The organism is Nocardioides korecus, assembly GCF_054778395.1.
Genome location: NZ_BAAGZO010000006.1, coordinates 282235 through 308569, shown reverse-complemented (window position 1 = coordinate 308569; position 26335 = coordinate 282235). Strand labels below are relative to the sequence as shown.

Below are 26335 nucleotides of genomic sequence, written 5' to 3'. Positions count from 1 at the left end.
CGCAGGTCTCAGGAGAGGTCGACGGCCCGGACGCTGGTGGCGCCCATGGTCGTGCGGATCTCCTCGAGCGTCGCGGGGGTGACGGCGGAGTCCACCGAGAGGGCGACCAGGGCCTCCCCGCCGCGGGCGTTGCGGGAGACCTGCATGCCGGCGATGTTCACCCCGACCCGGCCCAGGATGCCGCCGAGGATCCCGATCATCCCGGGGCGGTCGGGGTAGCGCAGGAAGGCCAGGTGGTCGGTGGGCTCGAGGTCGACCTCGAAGCCGTCGACCTCGACGAGCCGCTCGCGCTGGGCGATCCCCACCAGGGTCCCGGACACCGACACCTGGACCCCGTCGGACAGCGTGCCGCGCAGGGTGATCAGGTTGCGGTGGTCGGGGCTCTCGGGGTCGGTGAGCAGCCGCACCTCGGTGCCACGCTCGGCCGCGAGCAGGGGGGCGTTGACGTAGCTCACCGTCGACTCCACCACGTCGGTGAACAGCCCCTTGAGGGCCGCGAGCTGGAGGACCTTGACGTCGTGGTCGGTGATCTCGCCGCGCACCTCGACGTCGACCTGGAGCGCGACGCCGCCGGCCAGGGCGGTGAAGATCCGGCCCAGCTTCTCGGCCAGCGGGATGCCGGGCCGCACCACCTCCGCGATGACGCCGCCCTGGACGTTGACCGCGTCGGGCACCAGCTCGCCGGCCAGCGCCAGCCGCACCGAGCGGGCGACCGCGAGGCCGGCCTTCTCCTGGGCCTCGTGGGTCGCGGCCCCCAGGTGGGGGGTCGCCACCACGGTCGGCAGCGCCAGCAACGGGGAGTCCGTGCTCGGCTCGACGGCGAACACGTCGAGCGCGGCCGCGGCCACGTGCCCCGACACCAGCGCGTCGTGCAGGGCGGTCTCGTCGACGATGCCGCCGCGGGCGGCGTTGACCAGGATCAGCCCGGGTCGCGAGAGCGCCAGCTGCTCGGCGCCGATCAGGCCGAGCGTCTCGGCGGTGCGGGGCAGGTGCACGCTGACGACGTCGGACTCGGCCATCAGCTCGGCCAGGCCGACCATGCGGACCCCCATCTGGGCGCCGCGGCCGGGCTGGACGTACGGGTCGTGGGCGATCACCTGCATCCCGAAGGCCGCCATCCGCTGCGCCACCAGGACCCCGACGCGGCCCAGCCCGGCGATGCCGAGGGTCTTGCCGTGCAGCTCCGTGCCGGTGAACCCCTCGCGCCGCCACTCCCCGCGCGCCAGCGCCGCGGAGGCGGGCCCGAGGTGGCGGGCGGCGGCCAGGAGCAGCCCGACGGCCAGCTCGGCGGCGCTGACGACGTTGGCGCCCGGGGCGTTGACGACCATCACGCCGTGGTGGGTCGCGGACCGCACGTCGACGTTGTCCAGGCCGACTCCCGCCCGCGCCACGACGCGCAGCCGCGACCCCGCGAGGAGCACCTCCTCGTCGACCCTGGTCCCCGAGCGCACCAGCAGCGCCTGCGCCTCGCCGACCGCGGCCAGCAGCGCGGGGCGGTCGGTGCCGTCCACCCGGCGTACGTCGAAGCCGGGACCGAGGGCGTCCACGGTCGCGGGGCTGAGCGGCTCGGCGATCAGGACGACAGGCCGGGCGGTGGGGTCGGTCACGACGTTCCTGACGGTCCGGTGGACGGTGAGTGGTGCCGGGAGGTCGCACGACGCTGTGCGCGGATCACCCTAACCGATGCCTCCGGCGCGCCCCTGGCCCCGGAAACGCCGGGAGGTTGTCGGGGGAAAGGTGACCTTGTCGGGTGAACGTTCGGCCGAGAAGGCGACTGTTCCCCGGCTAGCCGGGGAACAGTCGCCTCCCGCCGGCCCGCGCCCCACCGGGGGCCCCGGCTCTGCCAGGGTGGCGCCGTGACCCCCTCACCGCACGTGCTCGACCTGTTCGCCGTGCCCGACGCCGTCGAGCCGCTGCCCGGGGGGCAGGGCGGGAGCGTGCGGGCCGGCGACCTGGTGCTCTCCCCCGACCGCGACCCCGACGTGCTGACCTGGCTCCAGCCGGCGCTGGCCCGGCTCGCGGTGGGGCTCGACCAGAGCCCGCGCCGCGGCGCGGGCGACGTGCGGATCGCGATGCCGGTCCCCGCGCGCGACGGCAGCTGGACCGTCGAGGGCTGGGCGGCGAGCCGCTACGAGCCCGGCACCCGGGCCTGCCGCGACCTCGACGTGGTGCTGGCCGCCGGGCGGCTGCTGCACGCCCGGTTCGCGGTCGCGTTCCACGAGCGGCCGGCCGGTCTCCAGGACCGGACGGACCGGTGGGCGCGGGCGGAGCGGACGGCCTTCGGCGAGCGGCCCCTCGCGGAGGCCGAGCTGCCCGAGGAGGCGCTCGGGCTGGCCCGGGAGCTGGGGACGGCGTTGGAAGGCGCGGGCGAGGACGGTCGCGCCCAGCTGGTGCACGCCGACCTGGCCGGCAACGTGCTGCTCGACGCCGACGGCACGCCCGTGGTCATCGACGTCTCCCCCGCCTGGCGCGCTCCCGCCTGGGCCGAGGCCGTCGCGGTGCTCGACGCGGTCGTGCACCTGGGCGCCGACCCCACCCGGATGACGTCGTACGCCGTCGGGGCGGGGCGTGCGACGATGCTGCGGGCCGCGCTCTTCCGGGTGCTCAGCGACCGGCCGGCCGACGTCGCGGCCTACCGAGAGGCGCTCGCCGAGGTCCTCTGAGACGGCTCAGATGGCGCAGCCGTCGGGCCCGCAGACCTCGTCGCCGCCGACGACGTCGAGGCGCGGGTGCGACTCGTCCCACGCGCGCTGGAGCACGTCGCGGAACGTGTCGGCCGGCTGCGCGCCGGAGACGCCGAGCTTGCGGTCGACGACGAAGAACGGCACGCCGGTGGCGCCCAGCGAGGCTGCCTCGCGGATGTCGGCCTCGACCTCGGCGGCGTACTGCTGCCCGGCGAGGACCTCCTCGACGCGGTTGACCGCGAGTCCGACCTTCTCGGCCGTGCGGCGCAGCAGGTCGTGGTCGGCGACGTTCTCCGCCCGCAGGAAGTACGCCGAGAGCAGCTCCTCCTTCAGCGCCGACTGCAGCGCCGGACCGCCCTGGGCCAGGGCGAGGTGCAGCAGCCGGTGGGCGTCGACGGTGTTGACCCGCTGGGCCTCGCCGAGACGGAACAGCAGCCCCTCCTCGGCGGCCACGGCCTCGACCTGGTCGACCATCTGCTGACCGGCGGCGGAGCCCCCGCCGTACTTCTGGCCGAGGCTCTCGGCGACGGTCTGCGTCGGGACGAGCGGGGCCGACGGGTCGAGCTGGAAGGAGCGCCACACGATCTCGACCTCGTCGCGGTGCTCGAAGCCCGCGAGGGCGGTCTCCAGGCGGCGCTTGCCGATGAAGCACCAGGGGCAGACGACGTCGGACCAGATCTCGATGCGCATGGACCTCACAACGGCGACGACGGCCGATCTGTTCCGGGCTGGTCGCGGGTCAGGTGCACCAGCCAGTCGGAGCCGGTGTCGATCAGGGCGTAGCGCCGACTCCCCTCGCGCCCGTGCAGCACGAACACGAACCGGCGCTCGGTGCGGTCCTCCAGCTCCCACCACCCGGTGTCGGCGACGTCCTTGTCCGCGTCGGTGTACGCCGCGTGGTCCAGGTCGTGGTCGGGCACGGCGATCGCGAGCCGGTCCTGGCGAGAGCCGGTCGGCAGCCCCTTCGGCACCGCCCACGAGCGCAGCACGCCCTCCTCCTCCAGGCGCAGGTCCCAGTGCAGGCGCGGTACCCGGTGCTCGTGGAGCACGAAGACCGGCCGGGCGCTCACGGCGTACTCCCCGGGGCCGACGCCTCGCACGGACCCCACACGCGAAACCGCCTCTCTGCGCACGACGCATCGTGTGCAGAGAGGCGGTTCGGGTTCATGACCGCAGGATCCTGGCTCAGCGGGCCGAGGTGCCCTCGACGTAGTCGGAGTCGTGGCTCTTGACCCAGGCCATCAGCTTGCGCAGCTCGCGGCCGGTCGACTCGATCGGGTGGGCCTCGCCCTTCTTGCGGAACTCGGTGAACTCCGGGCTCCCGTTGTCCATGTCGGTGATGAAGCGCTCGGCGAAGGCACCGTTCTTGATGTCCTCGAGGACGCCCTCCATGTTCTTCTTCACCTCGGGGGTGATCACCCGGGGGCCGGAGACGTAGTCGCCGAACTCGGCGGTGTCGGAGACCGACCAGCGCTGCTTGGCGATGCCACCCTCGTACATCAGGTCGACGATCAGCTTGAGCTCGTGGAGGCACTCGAAGTAGGCGACCTCGGGCTGGTAGCCGGCCTCGGTGAGGACCTCGAAGCCGTACTGCACCAGCTGGCTGGCGCCACCGCACAGGACGGCCTGCTCACCGAACAGGTCGGTCTCGGTCTCCTCGGTGAAGGTGGTCTTGATGCCGCCGGCGCGCAGGCCGCCGATCGCCTTGGCGTAGGACAGCGCGAGGTCCCAGGTCGTGCCCGAGGCGTCCTTCTCCACCGCGACGAGCACGGGCACGCCGCGGCCGTCGACGTACTCGCGACGCACGAGGTGGCCGGGGCCCTTGGGGGCGACCATGAACACGTCGACGCCCTCGGGCGGGGTGATGTAGCCGAAGCGGATGTTGAAGCCGTGGCCGAAGACCAGGGTGTCGCCGGGGGTGAGCGCGGGCTCGATCTCCTCGGCGTACAGCTTGCGCTGGTGCTGGTCGGGCGCCAGGATCACGATGACGTCGGCCTCCTCGGCCGCCTCCGCCGGGGTCAGGACGCGCAGGCCCTCGGCCTCGGCCTTGTCACGGCTCTTGGACCCGGGCTGCAGGCCGACGCGGACGTCGACGCCCGAGTCGCGCAGGGACAGCGCGTGGGCGTGGCCCTGCGAGCCGTAGCCGATCACGGCCACGTTCTTGCCCTGGATCAGGGACAGGTCGGCGTCGTCGTCGTAGAACATGTCAGCCACTTCGGTGGGCTCCTTCTTCGGTTGGTGTCACTGCGGGGGTGGTGGTCTTGGCGAGGGTGGTGGACGTTTCCGACCCGGCAGGAGCCTGGTGGAGCGTCTCCAACCCCGATCTACAAGCGGGGGGTGGGTGCCTCAGCCCGGGATGACGTACGCCGGGGCGACGGCGACCGAGACCGGGCGGAGGCTGCGCTCGGTGATGGAGCGGCTGCCCCGACCGATGCCGACCATGCCGGACTGGACGAGCTCGCGGATCCCGAAGGGCTCGAGCACGGCCAGCAGGTCCTTGAGCTTGTCGCTGTTGCCGGTCGCCTCGATCGTGACCGAGTCGGGGGCCACGTCGACGACCTTGGCGCGGAACAGCTGGACGGCGTCCACGACCTGCCCGCGGGTCTCGTTGTCGGTGCGGACCTTGACCAGGAGCAGCTCGCGGGTGACCGACTCGCGGTAGTCGAGTTCGACGATCTTGATCACCTCGATCAGCTTGTTGAGCTGCTTGGTGACCTGCTCCAGCGGCAGGCCCTCGACGCTGACCACGATGGTCATCCGGGAGATGTCGGCGTGCTCGGTCGGGCCCACGGCGAGGGAGTCGATGTTGAACCCGCGGCGGCTGAAGAGCGCGGCCACGCGGGCCAGGACGCCCGGCTTGTTCTCGACCAGCACCGAGAGCGTGTGCGTCGTCATCAGAGGTCGTTCTCCTCGAACTCGGGAGCCAGGTCGCGGGCGTACTTGATGTCGTCGTTGGACGTGCCCGCGGCCACCATCGGCCAGACCATCGCGTCGCGCTCGACGCGGAAGTCCACCACGACCGGGACGTCGTTGATCTCCATCGCCTTGGTGATGGTGGCGTCCACGTCGGCCGGGCTGTCGCAGGACAGGCCCACGGCGCCGTAGGCCTCGGCCAGCTTGACGAAGTCGGGGACCCGCTTGGACTGCAGGTCGGTGTTGGAGTAGCGACCCTCGTAGAACAGGGTCTGCCACTGACGCACCATGCCGAGCGACTCGTTGTTGATGACGGCGACCTTGATCGGGATGCCCTCGATCGTGCAGGTGGCCAGCTCCTGGTTGGTCATCTGGAAGCAGCCGTCGCCGTCGATGGCCCAGACCGTCGCCTCGGGGCGACCGACCTTGGCGCCCATGGCGCCGGGCACTGCGAAGCCCATCGTGCCCAGGCCGCCGGAGTTGATCCAGGTGTTGGGGTGCTCGTACTGCACGAAGTGGGTGGCCCACATCTGGTGCTGGCCCACACCGGAGACGTAGATCGCCTCGGGGCCGGCGATCGCGGACAGCCGCTGGATGACGTGCTGGGGGGCGAGGCCGCCGTCGGCGGGGGCGTCGTAGCCCAGGGGGTACTTCGTCTTGACCCCGGACAGGAACTTCACCCAGCCCTCGTAGTCGCCGGTGTGCCCGAGCTCCTCCTCGGCGCGCAGCGCCACGACCAGGTCGGCGATGACCTCGCGGGCGTCGCCCACGATCGGGACGTCGGCGACGCGGTTCTTGCCGATCTCGGCGGGGTCGATGTCGGCGTGGATGACCTTGGCGTTCGGGGCGAAGGAGTCCAGGTTGCCGGTGACCCGGTCGTCGAAGCGGGCGCCTAGGCTGATGATCAGGTCGCTCTTCTGCAGCCCGGCGACGGCCGCGACCGTGCCGTGCATGCCGGGCATGCCCAGGTGCTGGGGGTGGCTGTCGGGGAACGCGCCGCGGGCCATCAGGGTCGTGACGACCGGGATGCCGGTGAGCTCGGCGAGCGTGCGCAGCTCCTTGGACGCCTTGGCGCGGATGACGCCGCCGCCGACGTAGAGGACCGGGCGGCGCGACTCCAGCAGCAGCCGGGTGGCCTCGCGGATCTGCTTGGCGTGCGGGCGCACGACCGGGCGGTAGCCGGGCAGGCTGATCTCGGTGGGCCAGGCGTAGGTGGTCTGGGCCTGCAGCGCCGACTTGGCCACGTCGACCAGGACGGGGCCGGGGCGACCGGTGGAGGCGATGTGGAAGGCCTCGGCGATCACGCGGGGGATGTCGGCGGGGTCGGTCACCAGGAAGTTGTGCTTGGTGATGGGCATCGTGATGCCCCGGATGTCGGCCTCCTGGAAGGCGTCGGTGCCGATCATGTTGGCGCCGACCTGGCCGGTGATCGCGACCATCGGCACGGAGTCCATGTGGGCGTCGGCGATGGGCGTGACGAGGTTGGTCGCCCCCGGGCCGCTGGTGGCCATGCACACGCCGACCTTGCCGGTCGCCGAGGCGTAGCCCTGGGCGGCGTGGCCGGCGCCCTGCTCGTGGCGCACCAGGATGTGCCGGATGCGGCTGTCGTACAGCGGGTCGTACGCCGGGAGGATCGCCCCCCCGGGGATGCCGAAGATGTTCTCGGCGCCTGCGCTCTCCAGCGACTTGATCAGGCTCTGCGCACCGGTGACCGACTCACCTGCGGTTCCCTGCTCGGACATCTGTCTCATCTCTGCTCTTCGCGCGGTTCTCGGCGCGACCGCGCCGGTCCAACAAAAAACCCCTCGCGCCGGGTGGCGGACGAGGGGATCGACGCATGTGCTGGAGGGACTGACCCTCAGCTCACGCGTCGCGTGCGTACGAGAAGCTCCAAACGCATGACCACAGCATGCGCCCTCCCCCGCCGCCGCTCAACTCCGAGTGACGGCCGTCTCAATCCGCGAGACGTCAGTCCCGCATGCTGGCACGAGGGTCGACTCAGTCGCGCGACTCCCAGGTGCACAGGCAGGCCTGGTTGCCGTCGCTGTCGGCCAGCACCCAGAACGCGGGCGCCGCCTCGTCGCTGACCAGCCGCCCGCCGGCGGCCACCGCGGCCTCGATGCGCTGCTCCGCCAGCTCGCGGGGCACGCTCAGGTCCAGGTGCCAGCGCTGGCGGTCGGGCGCGGTGGAGTCGGTCTCCTGGAACCAGATCGAGGGCAGGCGCGTGGCGGCGTCGGTCACCTCGTCCTCCCCCTCCTCGAAGCCCATCAGCGCGGCCCAGAACGGTCGCACCCCGGCGAGGTCGGGGGTGTCCAGGGCCAGCTCGAGCACGTCGGGGGCGTACGCCGTCGGCGAGACCCCGCGCGCCTGCGCCAGGCCGCTGATCGTGCGCGCCAGCCGGACGTCGCGCGCGGTGATCGCGCCGACGTCGTGGCTCTTCAGCGACACCGTGACGTGGGGGTAGCGCAGGTCGACGTCGGGGTGGTGGTCGGCCTCGTCGGCCGCCGCGGCGATCTCGGTCACCAGGGCGGTCCCGGCGTTGAAGTCGCCGGTCGCGAACCGGGCCGTGAGCCGGTCGAGCACCTTGCTCCAGCCCTCGAGGCCCTCGTCGTGGATCTGCTGACCGGTCAGGGGGCGCTTGTCGTCGTCACTGGGAGCCATGACGACCAACCTAGCCACGGCCACCGACAGGTGTCAGCCCCGCGCGGGCTGCTCGTCCGGGACGGTCAGGGCGCTGCGCTGCCGGCCCTGCTCGTCGAAGTTGGTCGCGTCCAGCCAGGCCTCGTGGGCCGCACGCACGGCCGGCCAGTCACGGTCGGTGACGGCGTACCACGCGGTGTCGCGGTTGCGGCCCTTGTAGTGCACCGCCTGGCGGAAGACCCCCTCGAAGGTGAAGCCGAGCCGCAGGGCCGCCCGGCGGGAGGGCGCGTTGAGCGCGTCGCACTTCCACTCGTAGCGGCGCACGCGGGCGACCTCGAAGGCGTGCCGCATCATCAGCGTCATCGCCTCGGTGGCGGCGGTCGTGCGCTGGAGGGCACGGCCCATCACGATCCCGCCCACCTCGGCGGTGCCCATCGCCGGGTCGATGCGCAGCCAGGTCGCGATGCCGACCGGGCGGCCGTCGGGCAGCAGCACCGCCAGCGCGACGGTGGCCGGCGCCCGCAGCTGCCCCTCGACGTACGCCGCCAGGCCGGCGCGGTCGTCGAACGGACCGGCCGCGATGTAGGTCCACGTGCTCGGCGGGGACTCCTCGCACAGGGCGGTGAAGAGGCCGTCGACGTGCGCGGGGGCCAGGGGCTCGAGCCGGCAGGTGCGGCCCACCAGCGTGACCGGCACCAGGGGCTCCCCCGGGGACCACGACAGGGGCTCCCCCACGGGCTGACCGAACTCGTTGACCGGCACGGCGCCGAGCCTAGGTCCCGCCCGTGCCCCCCGTCACCGGTGGTCCCCGACCGACCGGTCGGAAAAGGCCCACGACTGTCGCCGCCCGTCCCTACAGTTCGTGGGAGCACCCCCCCCAGCACACCCCTCGGACCCTCGGAGCACCCATGTCCCGCCACGCACGTCACCTGCGCGCCGCCGCCGTCGTCGCCGCCCTGACCACCGCCTCGACCGGAGCGGCCCTGGCCGTCAGCCCGGCGCAGGCCGCCAAGGCCCCCGGCGCGAGCAGCGCCACCGGGACCGTCTTCTACCCCAACCCGGTGCAGTCGACCGGCAACGAGGCCCTGGTCGACAACGACGACGCCGACTCCCCCGACTTCGCCTCGGCCTACCGCCAGGTGACGCTGACCAACCTCGACGGCTCGGGCTACCTGTCCGGCCCCTACGTGACGGTCAAGAGCTCGACCGGCCCGGCCGCGCAGGTCGTCAACGGGGCCCTCCCGGCCTACCACCGCGACGACGACCGCTTCGAGCAGGTGATGGGCTACTACTGGGTCAACCAGGCCCAGGCCTACCTCCAGGGCCTCGGCTTCGGCTCCACCCTGCCGCCGGTGAACCAGCGCCAGATCGAGCTGCGGATCAACCAGTACGGCAGCGACAACTCGTTCTTCCGCAGCGACAAGGCCAACATCACCCTGGGCAAGGGCGGGGTGGACGACGGCGAGGACGGCGAGGTGATCGTCCACGAGTACGGCCACTCCGTGCAGGACTCCCAGGTAACCGGCTTCGGCACCAGCGAGGAGGCGGGCTCGATCGGCGAGGGCTTCGGCGACTACCTGGCCGTCGCGGTGAGCTCGTGGCAGACCGGCGTGCCCTCCCTGACCCCCGAGGCCTGCGTGGCCGACTGGGACTCGACCGCCTACACCCGCACCGTGCCGCACTGCCTGCGCCGCCTCGACGGGAACAAGCACTACCCCGAGGACGTCGTGGGCGAGGTGCACGCCGACGGCGAGATCTGGTCGCGGGCCCTGTGGGACATCCGCCAGGCCCTCGGCGACACCAAGGCCACCACCACCATCATCGACGCGCAGTTCGGTTTCGCTCCCGACACCACCTTCACCGCCGCTGCGCAGCAGACGGTCGGCACGGCCCAGCGCCTCTACGGCAGCACGGCCGCCAGGGCGGTCACCAAGGCCTTCCAGGCCCGCGGCATCCTCTGACGGAGGCCACCGACCGACCGCGCCCGCCGTCCGACCCCCTGGTCGGGCGGCGGGCGGGGGGGTCAGCCGCAGACGGCGCCGTGGGCGGCGGACTGCACGACCTTGGCGTACTTGCCCAGGACGCCGCGGGTGTACTTCGGGGCGTTCGGGGTCCAGCCGTCGCGGCGGGCCTCGAGCTCCTCGGCGTCGACCGCGACGTCGAGCGTGCGACCCGCGACGTCGAGGGTGATCTGGTCGCCGTCGCGCAGGAACGCGATCGGGCCGGCGTCGACGGCCTCGGGGGCGATGTGGCCCACGCACAGTCCGGTGGTGCCGCCGGAGAACCGGCCGTCGGTGATCAACAGGACGTCCTTGCCCAGGCCGGCGCCCTTGATCGCCCCGGTGATGGCGAGCATCTCGCGCATGCCCGGGCCGCCCTTGGGGCCTTCGTAGCGGATCACGACGACGTCGCCCGCGGTGATCCGACCCTGCTCGAGGGCGTCCATCGCGTTGCGCTCGCCGTCGAAGACCCGGGCGGTGCCGGTGAAGGTGGTGTCGTCGAAGCCGGCGCTCTTGACCACCGCGCCGTCGGGGGCGAGCGAGCCGCGCAGGATGGTCAGCCCGCCGCTGGCGTGGATGGGACGGTCCAGGGGACGCAGCACCTCGCCGTCGAGGCCGGCGGGGTTGAGCGCCTCGAGGTTCTCGCGCATCGTGCGACCGGTGACCGTGAGGCAGTCGCCGTGCATCAGGCCGGCGTCGAGCAGCGCCTTCATGACCACCGGGATGCCGCCGATCTTGTCGACGTCGTTCATCACGAACCGGCCGAAGGGCTTGAGGTCGCCCAGGTGCGGGACCTGGTCGCCGACGCGGTTGAAATCGTCGAGGGTGAGGTCGACCTCGGCCTCGCGGGCGATCGCCAAAAGGTGCAGGACGGCGTTGGTGGAGCCGCCGAGGGCCATCACGACGGCGATGGCGTTCTCGAAGGCCTCCTTGGTCAGGATCTGCCGGGCGGTGATGCCCTGGCGCAGCATCTCGACGACGGCCTCGCCGGAGCGGTGGGCGAACCCGTCGCGGCGGCGGTCCACGGCCGGCGGGGCGGCCGAGCCCGGCAGGCTCATCCCGAGGGCCTCGGCGACCGCGGCCATCGTGTTGGCGGTGTACATCCCGCCGCAGGCGCCCTCGCCGGGACAGATCGCCCGCTCGATCCGGTCGACCTCCTCGCGGCTGATCTTGCCCGCGAGGCAGGCGCCGATCGCCTCGAAGGCGTCGATGATGGTGACGTCGTTGCCGTCGACCTGGCCGGGCATCGTGGAGCCGGCGTACAGGAAGACCGAGGCGAGGTCGAGGCGGGCCGCGGCCATCAGCATGCCGGGCAGCGACTTGTCGCAGCCCGCGAGCAGCACCGAGCCGTCGAGCCGCTCGGCCATCATCACGGTCTCGACCGAGTCGGCGATGACCTCGCGGGAGACCAGCGAGAAGTGCATCCCCTCGTGCCCCATCGAGATGCCGTCGGAGACCGAGATCGTGCCGAACTCTAGCGGGTAGCCGCCCCCGGCGTGCACCCCGTTCTTCACGGCCTTGGCCAGCCGGTCCAGCGACAGGTTGCAGGGCGTGATCTCGTTCCAGCTCGACGCCACCCCGATCTGGGGCTTGGCGAAGTCGTCGTCGCCCATGCCCACGGCGCGGAGCATCCCGCGGGCGGCGGCCTTCTCCAGGCCGTCGGTGACGTCGCGCGAACGGGGCTTGATGTCGGGCTGGTCGCTCATGCGCCCGAGCGTAGTCCCGGTCGCGGACGCTAGGTTGTCGCGGTGCGCAGGATGATCGGGATCGCGGGCGCCCCGGGCGTCGGCAAGACGACGTACGCCGTGGGGCTGGCCGCCCGCGAGGGCGGGGTGCACCTGCCGATGGACGGCTTCCACCTCGCCGACGTGTCGCTGGACCGGCTCGGGCTGCGCGAGCGCAAGGGCGCGCCGGAGACCTTCGACGCCTGGGGGTACGCCGCCCTGCTGGCCCGCCTGCGCAGCGAGCCCGACCACGTCGTCTACGCCCCCGCCTTCGAGCGCGACCTCGAGCAGCCGCTGGCCGGGGCGATCGCCGTGCCCGCCGAGGCCGAGCTGGTCGTCACCGAGGGCAACTACCTGCTGCTCGACGATCCGGGGTGGCGGGCCGCCCGCGCCCAGCTCGACGAGGTGTGGTTCCTCGACGAGGACGAGGACCTGCGGCGCTCGCGCCTGGTGGCGCGCCACGTCGCCTTCGGCAAGACCCCGGACGAGGCGGCCGCGTGGGTGGCCCGGGTCGACGACGCCAACGCCGACGTCGTGGCGCGCACCCGGGCGAGCGCGGACCGGGTCGTCGACCTGCGCGACGAGCGCCCCTGACCCACGGTCCGGACTCTCAGGCCGGACTCAGGCCGGGACGCTGGCCGCCCGCACCACCATCACGTCGGGCAGGCTCGAGACCACCTCGTCCCAGGTCTCGCCGTCGTCGAGGCTGGCCCAGACCGCACCGTTGCGCGCGCCCAGGTAGAGCCCGGTCCGCTCGTGGTCGTCGGCACACATCGCGTCGCGCATCACCGCCACGAAGAACCCCTCGGGCAGGCCCTCCCCCGACCCCGACCAGGTCTCGCCCGCGTCGCGCGAGCGCCAGACCTGCGCCCGGGCCTGCGGCGGGTAGCGGCGCTCGCCGCCGTGGATCGGGAACACGAAGACGGTGTCGGGGTCGTGGGGGTGCACCACGACCGGGAAGCCGAAGTCGGCAGGCAGACCGTCGGCGATCGAGGTCCACGACGCCCCCTCGTCCTGCGACCGGTAGACGCCGCCGTGGTTCTGCAGGAACAGCTGCTCGGGACGCTCCGGGTGCCGGGCGACCTTGTGCACGCACTGGCCGAACTCGGGGAACTGCTCACCCTCGGGCAGGAACGACGCGCGCACGCCGGCGTTGGCCGGCGACCACGAGCCGCCGGCGTCGCGGGTCTGGTAGACCCCGCCGGTCGAGAGCGCCACCGTGACCGAGTCGGGGTCCTGCGGGTGCGGCAGGATCGTGTGGAACGCCTGGCCGCCGAAGCCCGCCGCCCACCGCTCCCGGTGCGGGTGGTCCCACAGGGCGCGCTCGAGGGTGAAGGTCTCGCCCCGGTCCTCCGAGCGCCAGACCGCGCCGGGCTCGGTGCCGGCGTAGACGACGTGCTCGGCGCCGGGTGCCGCGGAGGGCACCAGCTGCCACACCCGCTCGACGCTGGCCTCGACGTCCCCGGGGAACCGCACCCCGCCGTCCTCGGCCTCCTGCCAGGTCTGCCCCAGGTCGTCGGAGTGGCGGACCCGCGGTCCCAGCCACATCGAGGACGCCCCCGCCAGCAGCCGCGTCGAGCCGCCGCGGGTGTCGACCGCGCAGGAGTAGACCTCCTCCATGTCGAAGTGGGGTCCGGTCCAGGACCACGCGCGCCGCTCCGTGTCGGAGTGGCCGATCCACATCCCCTTGCGGGTGCCGACCAGCAGCACCGTGCGCGTCGCCGTGCCCGCTGCCGTCGCCGCTGCTGCCGTCGCCGTCGCCGTTCCTGTCGCCGTCCCCGTCATCTGAGCCTCCTGTGCCTTTGTTCCTAACAGGAACACTAGACTCGACGTGACATGGACCACAACCTCGAGCGGGAGCTACCCGCGACCTCCTACGCGCTGCTCGGGCTGCTGACCCTCGGCGACGGCCTCACCGGCTACGAGCTCAAGCAGCGGGCCGACAAGACGCTGCGCTTCTACTGGGTCGCCCCGGCGATGAGCCAGGTCTACTCCGAGCTGGACCGGCTGCACGGTCGCGGGCTCGTGAGCCGCGACGGCGCCGGGCGCGGGACGGCGTACTCCCTGACGGGACGGGGGCGCGCGGAGCTCGACGCCTGGCTGGCCCGCACCCCGACCGGCTTCCCGGTGCTCAAGCACCCGGTGGCGCTGCGGCTGCTGCTGGGCGCCCTGCTCGACCCGGCGGCCCTCGACGACCTGCTCGCCTCCCACCTCGAGGCCCTCGACCGCGAGCGCGCGGCGCTGGAGGAGGTGCGCACGTCGCTGCACGGGGCCGACGCCCCCGGCGAGACCTTCCGCTACCCCTCCCTGGTCGCCGACTGGGGCCTGTCCTACCTCGGCCACGAGCGCGTCATCGTCGAGGACCTGCGCCGACGGATCGCCGACGGCAGCTGAGCGCGTCGCGTCGCTCCTGCCGACCCCCCCGGGGCTTGTTCACACACTCGTCACACGTGCGTGACGGCCCGGACGTCACCGCTGCCTAGGTTCGGGTCTCGGGAGCACGGCACGAACCACCAGGGAGACCACCATGAACCTCGTCGGACGCACCGTCCTGTCGCCCCTGACCCGGTGGGCCGAGGAGAGCCAGCGCACGGCCTGCCGCAACGCCATGGTGGCCTCGACCGCGCTGGCCTCGCGGCGCGCGGAGGCGGCCGAGGCGCAGGAGTACGTGCGCACCACGCTCGCGCGCCGCTCCGGCCGGACCTCCGGCAGCGGCACCCTGCTCGTGCCCCTGGTGGCCCAGCACCGCGGCTGACCCGGGGTCCGGCCCCTGGTCCGTCTGGCGCCGTCGCGCCCCGCGGGCACCGGCGTCGGGCAAGATCTGCCCATGGCCTCACCTGCCCCGCTCCGGCTCGCCCCCTCCGAGGACGACGGACTGTCCCTGCGCTTCTACGACGTCACCAGCAGCGACGGCACCGTCCTGCGGGCGTGGACCAACGACGTCGAGGGCCCGACCGTGCTGCTGTGCAACGGCCTGGGCACCAACCCCTACGCCTGGCCCGCGCTGCTCGACCCCGGCTGCGGCGTGCGGGTGATCTCGTGGAACCACCGCGGCGTCGGCGGGTCGGAGCGCCCGCGCGACCGCGAGCACGTCGGCATCGACGCCTTCGCCGAGGACGCCGTCGCGGTCCTGGACGACGCCGGCGTCGAGGCGTGCGTGGCGATGGGCTGGTCGATGGGCGTCAACACGATGTTCGAGCTCGCCGTGCGGCACCCCGAGCGCGTGACCGGCCTGGTCGCCGTGGGCGGCGTCCCCGGCGACACCTTCGCCTCGATGGGGGCCCCGCTCCGGATCCCGCGGGTGCTGCGCAAGCCGTTGACCGTCAACGTGGCCCGCACGCTCAAGGTCGCCGGCCGCCCGATCAGCGCCGTGAGCTCGCGCCTGGCCATCGGGCCCACCAGCCTCGAGGTGCTGGTGCGCAGCGGGTTCATGCACCGGCCGGCCGACCCGCGGCTGGCCCGTCGGGCGGTGCGCGAGTTCCTGACCACGCCGACGCAGTGGTACATGCACCTCGCGCTGCACTCCTCGCTGCACGGCCGGGTCTCGCTGCGCGACGTCCGGGTGCCCACCGCGTTCGTCGCCGGGACCCACGACATCCTGGCGTCGGCGTACGACATGCGGACGGCCGCCGACCGGATCCCGGGGGCGACGTACTCCCTCCTGCGGGCCTCGCACTTCCTGCCCATGGAGAAGCCCGCCGAGGTGCACGCCCTGCTGCTCGACGTGGTCGAGCGCGTCCGGGAGCGCAGCCAGGGGCGCTGACCGCGCGTCAGTGCCGGTCGACGACGGCCCGGCGCACGGCGCGGCGCAGGGTGGTCAGGACCGCGGGCCCCAGGACCACGAGGGCCACGGAGTTGGTGATCGCGCGCCCGGTGTCCCAGCTGCCCGTCGAGGTGAGCAGCGTGTAGACGCCGAACCGGTGCAGGTTCTCCAGCAGCGGCGCACCGGGCACGAAGGACAGCGATCCGGTGTGGCCCGGCACGTCGACCCCGAGCGCGAAGGGCCAGCTGGAGAGGTTCATCAGCAGCCCGAAGACGTACGCCGCGACGATGCCGTAGGCGACCAGCATCACGATCTCCCAGCGACCCCGCACCCGGCGCGGCAGCAGCCCGGCCCCGAGCCCGACCCACGCCGAGGCCAGCATCTGGAACGGCAGCCACGGCCCGACCCCGGCGGTGAGCAGGGCCGAGGCGAACAACGACGTGCAGCCCAGGACGAACCCGAAGCCCGCCCCGAAGACCCGCCCACCCAGGATCAGCAGGAAGAACACCAGCTCGATGCCGGCCAGCCCGGCCGACATCCCCCGCATGACGGCGTTGACGGCCGTGAGCACGCCCAGGACGGCCAGGACCTTGGAGTCCATGCCACCCTCGGTGAACTCCGCCAGGCAGACCACGATCACCACCGGCAGCAGCAGCAGGAAGACGAACGGCGGCTGCACCTGTCCCTCGGCCCGCACCGTGACCAGGAGCGGCCAGACGAACATCGCGAGGCCCGCCAGCGAGGCCATCGTCAGGACGGCGGCCGAGCGGGGTCGCAGGCGCGGGGCCAGCGGGGCTCCCGAGCCGTCCCGGGCGTCCCGGTTGCGCCCCGTCCGCGGGTCGTCCACGGTCGTGCTCATCTGGCCCCCATCCCGCTCACCCTGCGACCTGGGTCGCCGCGACGACCTGGTCGACGGTCAGCCAGCCCGCGCCCAGGATCTTGTGCACCTGGGGCGCGAAGGCCGGCGACTCGGCGACCACCCGGGCCGTGGGGCCCTCGGAGACGATCTCGCCCTCGGCCAGCACGACCACGCGGTCGGCGACCTGGGCGACGAACTCGACGTCGTGGGTCGCCACCAGGACGGCGCGACCCTCCAGCGCCAGGGCGCCCAGCACCTGGGCGAGGGCCTGCTTGCCGGGGTAGTCCAGGCCGCGGGTGGGCTCGTCCAGGCACAGCACCGGCGGCTGGGAGGTGAGCACGACGGCCAGGACCAGGGCCAGGCGCTGACCCTCCGAGAGGTCGCGGGGGTGCCGCGTCGAGTCGATCCCGGGGGCCAGCCGCTCCAGCAGCGCCACGGCCGTGCCCGGTGCCGCCCCCGCGTCGCGGTCGGCAACGGCGCACTCCTGCGCCACGGTCTCGAGGTAGAGCAGGTCGGCGGCCGTCTGCGGGACCAGCCCGACGCGGCGCCGCCGGTCGTCCGCGCCGACACGGGCGGTGTCGGCGCCGGCGACCTCGACCCGCCCGGCGACCCGCGGACGGGCCCCCTGGAGGGTCCACAGCAGGGTCGACTTGCCCGAGCCGTTGCGTCCCATCAGGGCGGTGACGGAGCCGGCCCGCAGGGTCAGGTCGACCTCACGGACGGCCACCTGGCGGCCGTAGGCGACGGTGACACCGGAGGCCACCAGCAGCGGCTCGCCACCCGCGGGCGGGGCGGCCGTGGGAGCGGGCGGCACCACGGTCAGGCGCGCGGCCCGACGGCGGGCGTCGCGGACGCTCAGCGGCAGCGGCGACCAGCCGGCCCAGCGGCCGAGCTCGACGATCGGCGGGACGACGGGCGAGTGGGCGAGCACCTCGGCGGGCTCCCCCACCTCGACCCGGCCGTCGCGCCCGACCAGGACGAGCCGGTCGGCGAAGGGCACCACCCGCTCGAGCCGGTGCTCGGCCACGACGACGGTCACGCCGAGGTCGTGGACCAGCCGGGTCAGCGTGGCGAGCACCTCCTCGGCCGCGGTCGGGTCCAGGGCCGAGGTGGGCTCGTCGAGGACCAGCACGCGGGGGTGCATGGTCAGCACCGAGCCGATCGCGACCCGCTGCTGCTGGCCGCCCGAGAGCGTGCGCAGGTCGCGCTGGCGCAGGTCGGCGATCCCGAGCAGGTCCAGGGTCTCCTCGACGCGACGCCGCATGGTCGCGCCGTCCAGGCCGAGCTGCTCCATCCCGTAGGCCAGCTCCTCCTCGACCGTGTCGGTGACGAAGCCGGCGGTCGGATCCTGGCCGACGTACCCCACGACGTGGGCGCGGTCGCGCGGCGGCAGGTGCAGGACGCTGCGTCCGTCGAGCAGGACGTCGCCGGTCAGACGACCGCCGGTGAAAGCGGGCACCAGCCCGTTGAGGACCCCGAGCAGGGTCGACTTGCCCACGCCGGTGCGGCCGGTGACCAGCACCAGCTCGCCCTCCTCCAGGGTCAGGTCGACGTGGTCGAGCACCGCGTCGGCGTCGGCGGTGTAGCGCAGGGAGACGTCACGCAGCTGCAGCACGGGCCACCTCCAGGGGTCGACCGGTGGGCTGGGAGAGCACCGGCTCGGGCGCGGCCACCGCGGCCACGGCCCCGACCAGCACCGCGACCAGCGCGAGCGGGCCGACCGTCGGCACCACGGTGAGGTCGGGGTGGAGCGTGGGGTCCGGGCTCAGGAGGCCGAGCAGCCCGTTGTCGAGCAGCAGGCCCAGCCCGGCGAGCAGGCCGCTGGCCGCCACCGTGATCTCGGCGGCGCGCCAGCGGTCGGGCCGGTAGCGAGTGCGCTGCACCCGGCGCCCCGCCGACCACAGCCCCAGCCCGGCCAGCCCGACGCCGCCCACGAGCCCGGCGACCACGAGCCAGCGCGGGGCGGTCTGGTCGAGCAGGGCGTAGGTGCCCGCGCAGATCCCGGTCAGGCCGGTGAGCATCAGCGCCCCCGTCGTGCGCCGCTGCGCCGCGCCCAGCTCGCCGGCCCGGCCGTAGCCGCGGGCGTCCATCCCCGCCGCCAGCGCGAGCGAGCGCTCCAGGGCGTCCTCCATCACCGGGACCACCACGCCGCGCAACCGGCTGATCCTGCCGCCGGGCACCCCCCGCAGCTGCCGGGCGGCCCGGACGCGTCGCAGGCTGTCGGCCAGCTGGGGCAGCACCGCGACGGCCACGACGACGGCGGTGCCGATCTCGTAGAGCGCGGGCGGCATGGACTTCAGCAGGCGCTTGGGGTTGGCCAGCGAGTTGGCCGCCCCCACGCAGATCACGAGGGTCGCGAGCCGGAGGCCGTCGTACAGCCCCCCGAGGACGGCCTCGAGGGTCACCGGGCCGAGGAGCCCGACGCCGGCCAGCCAGGCGGGCAGCGGCACCCGGGGCAGGTCCAGCAGCACCACGGTGCCGTAGCCGCCGCCGAGGAGGACGCGGAAGGCCACCCGCACCACCACGATCACCAGGCCGAAGACCAGGTAGAGCCGGAAGGACGCCGACCACGGGTGGTCCGAGTGACGCAGCGCGACGGTGAGCGCGGCGACCGCCACGACCAGCAGCAGCAGCATCGGGTTGGTCGTGACCGAGGCACCCGCGGCCAGACCCAGCGCCCACAGCCACCAGGCGCCGGGGTGCAGGTCGCGGGCGACCCGGGTGGTCGTCACGGGCAGGTCACAGCCCGGCGCGTCCGCGGCGGCGCACCAGCACCACCAGCGCGGCGACCACGAGCAGGACCACCACCAGCGCGGGGACCCAGAAGCCGACCCCGAGGCCGTTGTCCTGCTGGGAGTCCGAGGCGCTGGAGGACGCGGCCGGGCTGGCACTGGCGCTGGGGCTGGCCGACGCGGTGGGCTTCACCGGCGCGACGCCGGGGGGCGTCGAGGACTTGGTGCCCTGCCAGGAGAAGGCCACGAAGTCGCCGTCGGCGGTCTTCAGCTCGTCGGCGCCCTTGGGGGCGTAGGTCCAGGAGGCGCCCTTGTCGACGTACAGGCCCCAGTAGGCGTCGGCCGGGGGCATCTTGGCGCACCCGCCCTGAGCCGGCTTGCCGTTCACACGACAGGCGGCGCCCGGGAAGGCGGCCACCGGCGTGATCTTCACCCCGGCGTCGGCGAAGACCTGCGCGGCCGTCTTGCCCGCACCAGACGCGTCGCAGGCCAGGACGGTGCCACCGCCCAGCGACTGGTAGTCCACGACGACGTTGACGCCGGATCCCGTGCAGAGCTGGCCCTCGGACCGCGCGGGGGCCGCAACGGCGGCAGGGGCCAGCAGGAGGCCGGCCAGCAGCGCGAGCAGCAGGCCGGCGAGGACGTGCGTGCCGGCGCGGCTGGAGGTGGAGGGCGAGGTGGGCATGTGTTCCTTCCCGCTGCGGGACGGGAGGCACCATCGGGGCCACCCGCTGTGTTCCGCGACAGCGTGCGTGGGGGTACGACGCCCCCAGCGGGTGCTCCGGCTCGTCCCCGTCTCGACGGGGACACACGGTTGCGGGTCAGCGCCGGACTCGGACCGGCTTCCCCCGCGCGGGGACTGCGCCCCGGACGGGGCCGCAGCACGGTAGCACCCGGGCTGCGCGGCGTGCTCGGGCGCGGACCCACCCCGCGTCTAAGACAGCTTCTCGACGATCAGCTCGCGCACGCGCCCGGCGTCGGCCTGGCCGCGCATGTCCTTCATGACCGCGCCGATCAGGGCGCCGGCCGCGGCGACCTTGCCGTCGCGGATCTTCTGGGCGACGTCGGGGTTGGCCTCGATGGCCCGGTCCACGGCCTCGCCCAGGGCGCCGTCGTCGGACACGACCGCCAGACCGCGACCGGCCACGACCTCGTCGGGACCGCCCTCGCCGGCGAGCACGCCCTCGAACACCTGGCGGGCCAGCTTGTCGTTGATCGACCCGTCGTCGACCAGCGCCTGGATCCGCGCGACCTGCGCCGGCGTGATCGGCAGCCCGGCCAGGTCGGTCTCCAGCTCGTTGGCACGGCGCGCGAGCTCGGAGAGCCACCACTTGCGGGCGGACTGGGCGCTGGCGCCCTCGGCCACGGTCTCCTCGACCAGGCCCAGGGCCCCGGCGCCGATGGTGTCGCGCATCTCCAGGTCGGAGAAGCCCCACTCCTGCTGGAGGCGGGACCGGCGGGCGCGCGGCGGCTCGGGCAGGGTCGCGCGCAGCTCCTCGACCCACGCGCGGCTCGGGGCGACCGGCACCAGGTCCGGCTCGGGGAAGTAGCGGTAGTCCTCCGCGTCGGACTTCTCCCGGCCTGCGGTGGTCACGCCGGTGTCCTCGTGCCAGTGGCGGGTCTCCTGCCGGATCGAGCCGCCGGCGTCGAGGATCGCGGCCTGGCGACCGATCTCGTAGCGCGCGGCCCGCTCGACGGAGCGAAAGGAGTTGACGTTCTTGGTCTCGGTGCGGGTGCCGAGGCCGCCCTCACCGACCGGTGCGAGCGAGAGGTTGACGTCGGCGCGCAGGTTGCCCTGGTCCATCCGGGCCTCGGAGACGCCCAGGGCCACGATCAGCTCGCGCAGCTGGGCGACGTAGGCCCGCGCCACCGCCGGGGCGTGCTCGCGGGCGCCCGTGATCGGCCGGGTGACGATCTCGATCAGGGGGATGCCGGCGCGGTTGTAGTCGACCAGGGAGTAGTCGGCCCCGTGGATGCGACCCGTCGCGCCGCCGACGTGCAGCGACTTGCCGGTGTCCTCCTCCATGTGGGCGCGCTCGATCTCCACCCGGAAGGTCTCCAGGCCCGACCCGGTGTCGACCTCGACGTCGGTCCAGCCGTCGAAGGCGATCGGCTCGTCGTACTGGCTGGTCTGGAAGTTCTTCGGCATGTCGGGGTAGAAGTAGTTCTTCCGCGCGAACCGGCACCACTCCGCGATCTCGCAGTTCAGCGCCAGGCCGATCCGGATCGCCGACTCGATCGCCGTGGCGTTGACCACCGGCATCGACCCGGGCAGGCCCAGGCAGGTCGGGCAGGTGTGGGTGTTCGGCTCGCCGCCGAAGCTCGCCGGGCAGCCGCAGAACATCTTGGTGTTCGTGTTTAGCTCGACGTGGACCTCCAGGCCCATCGCGGGGTCGTACGCCGCGAGCGCGTCCTCGAACGGGACCAGGGTGTCGCTCATCGGGCCACCTTCGTGTCGAGCTTCTCGGGATCGATCATGGGGCCGCCCCAGGCCTGCTCGAGCAGCGCCTCGAGCGCGGCGCCGACGCGGTAGAGCCGGTCGTCGGCCATCGCGGGGGCCAGCACCTGGAACCCCACGGGCAGGCCGTCGTCGGCGGCGGTGCCGGCGGGCACCGAGATGCCGGGGATGCCGGCCAGGTTGGCCGGGATCGTGGCGACGTCGTTGAGGTACATCGCCAGCGGGTCGTCGAGCTTCTCCCCCAGCCTGAACGCCGTGGTCGGCGCCGTCGGGGAGACCAGCACGTCGGCGGAGGCGAACGCGGCCTCGAAGTCGCGGCTGATCAGGGTGCGGACCTTCTGGGCCGAGCCGTAGTAGGCGTCGTAGTAGCCGCTGGAGAGCGCGTAGGTGCCCAGGATGATCCGGCGCTTGACCTCGTCGCCGAAGCCCGCGTCGCGGGAGGCGCGCATGACGTCCTCGGCGCTCGGGGAGTCCACCCCCTCGGGCAGCACCCGCAGGCCGTAGCGCATCGCGTCGAAGCGGGCGAGGTTGGAGGACGCCTCGCTCGGCATGATCAGGTAGTACGCCGCCAACGCCTGGGCGAAGCTCGGGCAGCTGACCTGCACGACCTCGGCGCCGGCACCCACCAGGAGCGCGACCGCCTCGTCGAAGCGCTCGCGCACGCCGGGCTGGTAGCCCTCGCCGCCGAGCTCCTCCACGACGCCGATGCGCAGGCCGCCGAGGTCGCCGCCGGCACCGGACCGCGCCGCCGCGACGACCGCCGGGACCGGCTGGTCGATGCTGGTGGAGTCGAGCTCGTCGTGGCCGCCGATGACCTCGTGCAGGAGGGCGGCGTCGCGGACGGTCCGGGTGACCGGGCCGGCCTGGTCCAGGGAGTTGGCCATCGCCACGAGGCCGTAGCGCGACACCCCGCCGTACGTCGGCTTGACCCCGACCGTGCCGGTGACCGCACCGGGCTGGCGGATCGAGCCGCCGGTGTCGGTGCCGATCGCCAGCGGCGCCATGAAGGCCGCCACGGCCGCGGCCGAGCCGCCCCCGGAGCCGCCGGGGATCCGGTCGAGGTCCCACGGGTTGCGCGTCGGGCCGTACGCCGAGTGCTCGGTGGAGGAGCCCATCGCGAACTCGTCCATGTTGGTCTTGCCCAGGATCGGCAGGCCGGCCTCCTTGAGCAGGCGCACGACCGTGGCGTCGTACGGCGGCACCCAGCCCTCGAGGATCTTGGACCCGCACGTGGTCGGCAGCCCGTCGGTGGCCAGCACGTCCTTGACCGCGACCGGCACGCCGTCCAGGGCCGAGGCGGGGGTCCCGGCGGCGCGTCGCTCGTCCGAGGCCCGGGCCGCGGCCAGGGCGCCCTCGGCGTCGACGTGCAGGAAGGCGTGGACCTCGCCGTCGACCGCGGCGATGCGGTCGAGGAACGCCTGGGTCAGCTCGACGCTCGTGGTCTCGCCCGCGGCGAGCGCGTCGGCGAGGTCGGCGGCGGAGCGCTGCACGAGCGGCAGGTCGGAGGCGGGGGCGGAGGCGGGGGCGCTCACTGCTCGTCCCCCAGGATCCGCGGCACGGCGAAGCGCTGCTGCTCGACCATCGGCGCGCCCGAGAGGGCCTGCTCGGCGGTCAGCGAGGGGCGCACGACGTCGGCCCGGAACACGTTGGTGACCGGGATCGGGTGCGACGTCGGCGGCAGGTCCTCGTCGGCCACCTGGCTGATCGAGGCGACCGACTCGAGGATCACGGAGAGCTGGGGCGCCAGGTGGTCGAGCTCGGCGTCGTCGAGCTCGATGCGGGCGAGGTCGGCCAGGTGGCGCACCTCGTCGCGGGTGATGTCAGGCATGGGGATGATCCTAGTCAGCGCCGGGGGCCACCCCGAACGCGCCCGGCCCGCCCCCGGCCCGCCCCGGCCGGCGGCCGAGGAGGCCCATCTGGCGCGCGAGGAGGCTCGTCCGGCGGCCGAGGAGGCTCATCTGGCGACCGAGGAGGCTCGTCTGGCGGACTGTGCCGTCGCGTCGCGCGACCGGGGCCGCGTTAGCGTCGTCGACGTCCCTCCCCCCGTCCTCAGTGAGCAGGAGCCCTCCGTGACCCGCCCCGCACGTCCCGGGCCCGCCCGCCGTCGACCGACCCGCGCGGCACCGCTGTCCGTGGTCGCGGCCCTGCTCCTGGCCGTCTCGGCGTGCGGCGGGTCCGGAGGGGCGTCCGGCGCCACGACCCCGGCGCCGACCGCGAGCCCCCAGGCGGGCGGGGCGCCCCTGACGTACGTCGCCCTGGGCGACTCCTACTCCGCCGCACCCCTGGTCCCGACCACCGACGTGGCGGACGGGTGCTTCCGGTCGAGCTCCAACTACCCCTCGCTGGTGGCCCGCTCCCTCGGGGCGAGGCTGGTCGACCGCACCTGCGGCGGTGCCGCCACGCGCGACCTGACCCGTCGGCAGCGCCCGGCGATCCCGGCCCAGGACAGCGCCCTGAGCACGGGCACGCGGCTGGTCACCCTGGGCATGGGCGGCAACGACGAGCAGGTGTTCAGCACGCTGGTGCAGACCTGCGCGCGCCTGCGCTCGGAGGACCCGACCGGGTCCCCCTGCCGCGCCGCGATGAGCACGCCCGGCGGCGACCGGCTGCGGCTGGCACTGGGACGGACCGAGGACCGGCTGGTCACCGCGGTCCGGGCGATCCGGCGCGCGTCGCCGCAGGCCCGGGTGCTGCTGGTCGGCTACCCGCACATCGTGGCCGCGGGACGGCCCTGCGCGGGCCTGCCGCTCGCGACCGGCGACTACGCCTGGGCCGAGGGGATCAACCGCGCCCTGACCCGGGCCGTGGAGGGAGCCGCGGCGCGCAGCGGGGCGACGTACGTCGACGTCTGGACCGCGAGCCGTGGGCACGACATCTGCTCGAGCTCACCCTGGATCAACGGCTCGGTCACCGATCAGCGCCGAGCGCTGGCCTTCCACCCCTTCGCCGTCGAGCAGCGGGCCGTCGCCCGGCTGGTGGAGCAGGCGGTCTCGGGCTAGGTCCGGCCGGGCGACGTCCTGCGGCGGCGGCTCGCCACCTGGTACGCCCGAGGGCCGCGGCCCTCGCTCAGCGACCGCGCCCGGCGGAGCGACCCGGCCCGGCCGGATCCGTGGCCTTGACCGGCTTGGCCGGCTCGGCCGACTTGACCGGCTTCGCCGCCGGACGCGACGGACGGGGCGCCGGCTTCGCGGGCCGTGGCGCGGGCGCGGGGCGCACCGCGGTGGGCGCGGGCGTCCGCGGGGCGGCGCTGGTGCGGGTCCGGGGCAGGGACGTCGTGACGCGGTGCGTGACGCTCCGGACCCGGGACAGGACCGTCCGACCCACGCCGCCCGCGCGGGCCACGGGCTTCGCGGCCGTGCGGTGCGGGGTCGTCGCGTGACCCCGAGCCGTCGTCCGACGCTGGGCCGCCGCGTGCCGCTGGGTCGTGGCGCGGCGCTGGGCGGCGGCCGCGCGCCTCGTCGTGCGGGCCGCGTCGGCGCGGTCCGCGCTGCGGCTCAGGGCGGGCCGGGTCAGGGGCTGGAGGTGCTCGCCCACCAGGGAGGTCGACTCCGACGTGGCCGGGGTGAGGGCACCGGCCGCCGAGGCCGCCGCGGAGTCCGCGGGCGGGTGCGAGGACCAGGTCGCGCCGATGACGGCCACGAGCCCCCCGGCCGCCGCCACGGCGACGGCGACCCCGGCCGCGGGGATCGCGCCGGGGAGCCGGAGACCGCCGGCGCCGGGGCGCAGGCGTGCGGCCAGCCACGCCCGCTCCGCCGGGGTCGGCGCGGCCGTCAGCGCGGCGGCGACCGTGGCCAGCAGGACCAGCCGCTCGCGCGAGGACAGCTCGTTGTCCGCGTGCCGCCGCCCGGGCAGCAGCATCCCGGGGTGACGGCGTACGACGGCCCAGGCGACCTGCCGCTCGCGTGCCTGGGGATCGCAGGCGGAGTCCGGCGCGGCACCCAGCGAGCGACCGTTCCACCCCAGCCGCAGCATCCGGGCGGACAGCTCGGTCTCGGGCAGGACCGCGGAGCCGTCCCAGCCGCCGACGTCCAGCAGGGCCTCGGTCCGCAGGGCGACGGGACCCGGCGCGCCGAGCACCAGCCGGCGGGCGGCGCGCACCCGGCTCCCGTCGGTGTCGTCGTCGGTGAAGGTCACGTAGCCGATGTCCGGTCGGCCCAATTCGCGCGCCGCCTCCAGGAGCTGGGCCGGCGAGGGCAGCACGTCGTCCGGCTGCGCGACGAGCAGCAGGCCGGTGGGGTCGAGCTGCGCGCGCTCCTCGACCGCGGCCTCGAGGTCGACGGACCGGGCGCTGACCAGCACGGGCACCGGCGGGTGCGCCGCGGGGGCACCGTCCGACGAGGTGGGGGCGGCGGGCGCCGTGCGGGACGCCGCGCGCGCCAGCCAGCGGCGGGCGACGAACGACACCACGAGGGCCGCCAGGCCCAGGGCCACGACGAGGAGCACGACAGCCACCAGCGCGCCCAGCACCATGGCCAGGGGGGAGCTCGACGAGGTCGGGACGGAGGACACCAGCGACGGACCGAGCACGAGCACACTCCCGAGAGACGGACGGACTACCCCGC

Annotated in this window: 25 protein-coding genes; 7 read left to right on the top strand and 18 right to left on the bottom strand. The window is 74.1% G+C overall.

Annotated elements, in window-relative coordinates:
• Positions 1-8 precede the first annotated feature (8 nt).
• Positions 9-1607 (bottom strand): phosphoglycerate dehydrogenase, encoded by a 1599-nt coding sequence (gene serA / locus ACYVDA_RS14140; RefSeq protein WP_460819028.1) that lies wholly within the window; start codon positions 1605-1607, stop codon positions 9-11.
• A 249-nt stretch (positions 1608-1856) separates the two neighbouring features.
• Here serA and ACYVDA_RS14135 point away from each other — a divergent pair, with 249 nt between their 5' ends.
• Positions 1857-2663, top strand: coding sequence for an aminoglycoside phosphotransferase/kinase family protein (locus ACYVDA_RS14135; protein WP_460819027.1), 807 nt, complete (start codon positions 1857-1859; stop codon positions 2661-2663).
• 6 nt (positions 2664-2669) lie between these two features.
• Here ACYVDA_RS14135 and ACYVDA_RS14130 read toward each other — a convergent pair whose 3' ends face one another.
• The 7 genes from ACYVDA_RS14130 to ACYVDA_RS14100 form a co-directional block, all read right to left on the bottom strand.
• Positions 2670-3374, bottom strand: coding sequence for a DsbA family oxidoreductase (locus ACYVDA_RS14130; protein WP_460819026.1), 705 nt, complete (start codon positions 3372-3374; stop codon positions 2670-2672).
• A gap of 5 nt (positions 3375-3379) precedes the next feature.
• Entirely contained in the window at positions 3380-3754 is a 375-nt protein-coding gene (locus ACYVDA_RS14125) for a DNA polymerase ligase N-terminal domain-containing protein (RefSeq protein WP_460819025.1), read from the bottom strand.
• 115 nt (positions 3755-3869) lie between these two features.
• A complete protein-coding gene (ilvC, locus tag ACYVDA_RS14120) occupies positions 3870-4898 on the bottom strand; it encodes a ketol-acid reductoisomerase (protein ID WP_460819024.1) in 1029 nt (342 codons plus the stop codon).
• A gap of 132 nt (positions 4899-5030) precedes the next feature.
• The gene (ilvN, locus tag ACYVDA_RS14115; RefSeq protein WP_460819023.1) at positions 5031-5579 is read right to left on the bottom strand and encodes an acetolactate synthase small subunit; all 549 of its coding nucleotides are present in this window, start codon (positions 5577-5579) and stop codon (positions 5031-5033) included.
• A complete protein-coding gene (locus ACYVDA_RS14110) occupies positions 5579-7459 on the bottom strand; it encodes an acetolactate synthase large subunit (protein ID WP_460819089.1) in 1881 nt (626 codons plus the stop codon). The genes ilvN and ACYVDA_RS14110 overlap by 1 nt, the downstream gene beginning before the upstream one ends.
• Positions 7460-7595: 136 nt before the next feature.
• The gene (locus ACYVDA_RS14105; protein WP_460819022.1) at positions 7596-8258 is read right to left on the bottom strand and encodes a 4a-hydroxytetrahydrobiopterin dehydratase; all 663 of its coding nucleotides are present in this window, start codon (positions 8256-8258) and stop codon (positions 7596-7598) included.
• A gap of 33 nt (positions 8259-8291) precedes the next feature.
• Positions 8292-8999 (bottom strand): GNAT family N-acetyltransferase, encoded by a 708-nt coding sequence (locus ACYVDA_RS14100; RefSeq protein WP_460819021.1) that lies wholly within the window; start codon positions 8997-8999, stop codon positions 8292-8294.
• A 146-nt stretch (positions 9000-9145) separates the two neighbouring features.
• Between ACYVDA_RS14100 and ACYVDA_RS14095 the strand changes: the two genes are divergently transcribed.
• A complete protein-coding gene (locus ACYVDA_RS14095; RefSeq protein ID WP_460819020.1) occupies positions 9146-10198 on the top strand; it encodes a M36 family metallopeptidase in 1053 nt (350 codons plus the stop codon).
• Positions 10199-10260: 62 nt separating this feature from the next.
• Here the strand turns inward: ACYVDA_RS14095 and ilvD are convergent, their stop codons facing one another.
• A complete protein-coding gene (gene ilvD, locus ACYVDA_RS14090; RefSeq protein WP_460819019.1) occupies positions 10261-11943 on the bottom strand; it encodes a dihydroxy-acid dehydratase in 1683 nt (560 codons plus the stop codon).
• Between the two features lie 51 nt (positions 11944-11994).
• Between ilvD and ACYVDA_RS14085 the strand changes: the two genes are divergently transcribed.
• The gene (locus ACYVDA_RS14085) at positions 11995-12555 is read left to right on the top strand and encodes a nucleoside/nucleotide kinase family protein (RefSeq protein ID WP_460819088.1); all 561 of its coding nucleotides are present in this window, start codon (positions 11995-11997) and stop codon (positions 12553-12555) included.
• A gap of 27 nt (positions 12556-12582) precedes the next feature.
• Here ACYVDA_RS14085 and ACYVDA_RS14080 read toward each other — a convergent pair whose 3' ends face one another.
• On the bottom strand, positions 12583-13746 hold the full coding sequence (locus ACYVDA_RS14080; protein ID WP_460819018.1) for a WD40/YVTN/BNR-like repeat-containing protein: 1164 nt from the start codon (positions 13744-13746) through the stop codon (positions 12583-12585).
• Positions 13747-13797: 51 nt separating this feature from the next.
• Here ACYVDA_RS14080 and ACYVDA_RS14075 point away from each other — a divergent pair, with 51 nt between their 5' ends.
• From ACYVDA_RS14075 to ACYVDA_RS14065, 3 genes are all read left to right on the top strand, one after another.
• A complete protein-coding gene (locus ACYVDA_RS14075; RefSeq protein ID WP_460819017.1) occupies positions 13798-14355 on the top strand; it encodes a PadR family transcriptional regulator in 558 nt (185 codons plus the stop codon).
• A gap of 133 nt (positions 14356-14488) precedes the next feature.
• Positions 14489-14716, top strand: a complete 228-nt coding sequence (locus tag ACYVDA_RS14070) for a hypothetical protein (protein ID WP_460819016.1) — start codon at positions 14489-14491, stop codon at positions 14714-14716.
• A 72-nt stretch (positions 14717-14788) separates the two neighbouring features.
• A complete protein-coding gene (locus tag ACYVDA_RS14065) occupies positions 14789-15724 on the top strand; it encodes an alpha/beta fold hydrolase (protein ID WP_460819015.1) in 936 nt (311 codons plus the stop codon).
• A gap of 7 nt (positions 15725-15731) precedes the next feature.
• Here ACYVDA_RS14065 and ACYVDA_RS14060 read toward each other — a convergent pair whose 3' ends face one another.
• From ACYVDA_RS14060 to gatC, 7 genes are all read right to left on the bottom strand, one after another.
• The gene (locus tag ACYVDA_RS14060) at positions 15732-16583 is read right to left on the bottom strand and encodes an ECF transporter S component (protein ID WP_460819014.1); all 852 of its coding nucleotides are present in this window, start codon (positions 16581-16583) and stop codon (positions 15732-15734) included.
• Positions 16584-16599: 16 nt separating this feature from the next.
• Complete coding sequence (locus ACYVDA_RS14055) at positions 16600-18198, bottom strand: ABC transporter ATP-binding protein (RefSeq protein WP_460819013.1); 1599 nt, start codon at positions 18196-18198, stop codon at positions 16600-16602.
• Positions 18182-19315 carry an energy-coupling factor transporter transmembrane component T gene (locus tag ACYVDA_RS14050; RefSeq protein ID WP_460819012.1) on the bottom strand — a complete coding sequence of 378 codons (1134 nt, stop codon included), beginning with the start codon at positions 19313-19315 and terminating at the stop codon, positions 18182-18184. The genes ACYVDA_RS14055 and ACYVDA_RS14050 overlap by 17 nt, the downstream gene beginning before the upstream one ends.
• Positions 19316-19322: 7 nt before the next feature.
• Positions 19323-20000: a hypothetical protein gene (locus ACYVDA_RS14045; RefSeq protein WP_460819011.1), complete on the bottom strand. Its 678-nt coding sequence runs from the start codon at positions 19998-20000 to the stop codon at positions 19323-19325.
• A 249-nt stretch (positions 20001-20249) separates the two neighbouring features.
• On the bottom strand, positions 20250-21755 hold the full coding sequence (gene gatB / locus ACYVDA_RS14040; protein WP_460819010.1) for an Asp-tRNA(Asn)/Glu-tRNA(Gln) amidotransferase subunit GatB: 1506 nt from the start codon (positions 21753-21755) through the stop codon (positions 20250-20252).
• Complete coding sequence (gene gatA / locus ACYVDA_RS14035; RefSeq protein WP_460819009.1) at positions 21752-23305, bottom strand: Asp-tRNA(Asn)/Glu-tRNA(Gln) amidotransferase subunit GatA; 1554 nt, start codon at positions 23303-23305, stop codon at positions 21752-21754. Before gatA ends, gatB begins: the two co-directional genes overlap by 4 nt.
• Complete coding sequence (gatC, locus tag ACYVDA_RS14030; protein ID WP_460819008.1) at positions 23302-23601, bottom strand: Asp-tRNA(Asn)/Glu-tRNA(Gln) amidotransferase subunit GatC; 300 nt, start codon at positions 23599-23601, stop codon at positions 23302-23304. The genes gatA and gatC overlap by 4 nt, the downstream gene beginning before the upstream one ends.
• 241 nt (positions 23602-23842) lie before the next feature.
• Here gatC and ACYVDA_RS14025 point away from each other — a divergent pair, with 241 nt between their 5' ends.
• Positions 23843-24772, top strand: coding sequence for an SGNH/GDSL hydrolase family protein (locus ACYVDA_RS14025; RefSeq protein ID WP_460819007.1), 930 nt, complete (start codon positions 23843-23845; stop codon positions 24770-24772).
• A 67-nt stretch (positions 24773-24839) separates the two neighbouring features.
• Here ACYVDA_RS14025 and ACYVDA_RS14020 read toward each other — a convergent pair whose 3' ends face one another.
• Entirely contained in the window at positions 24840-26300 is a 1461-nt protein-coding gene (locus ACYVDA_RS14020) for a hypothetical protein (RefSeq protein ID WP_460819006.1), read from the bottom strand.
• Positions 26301-26335: the final 35 nt, after the last annotated feature.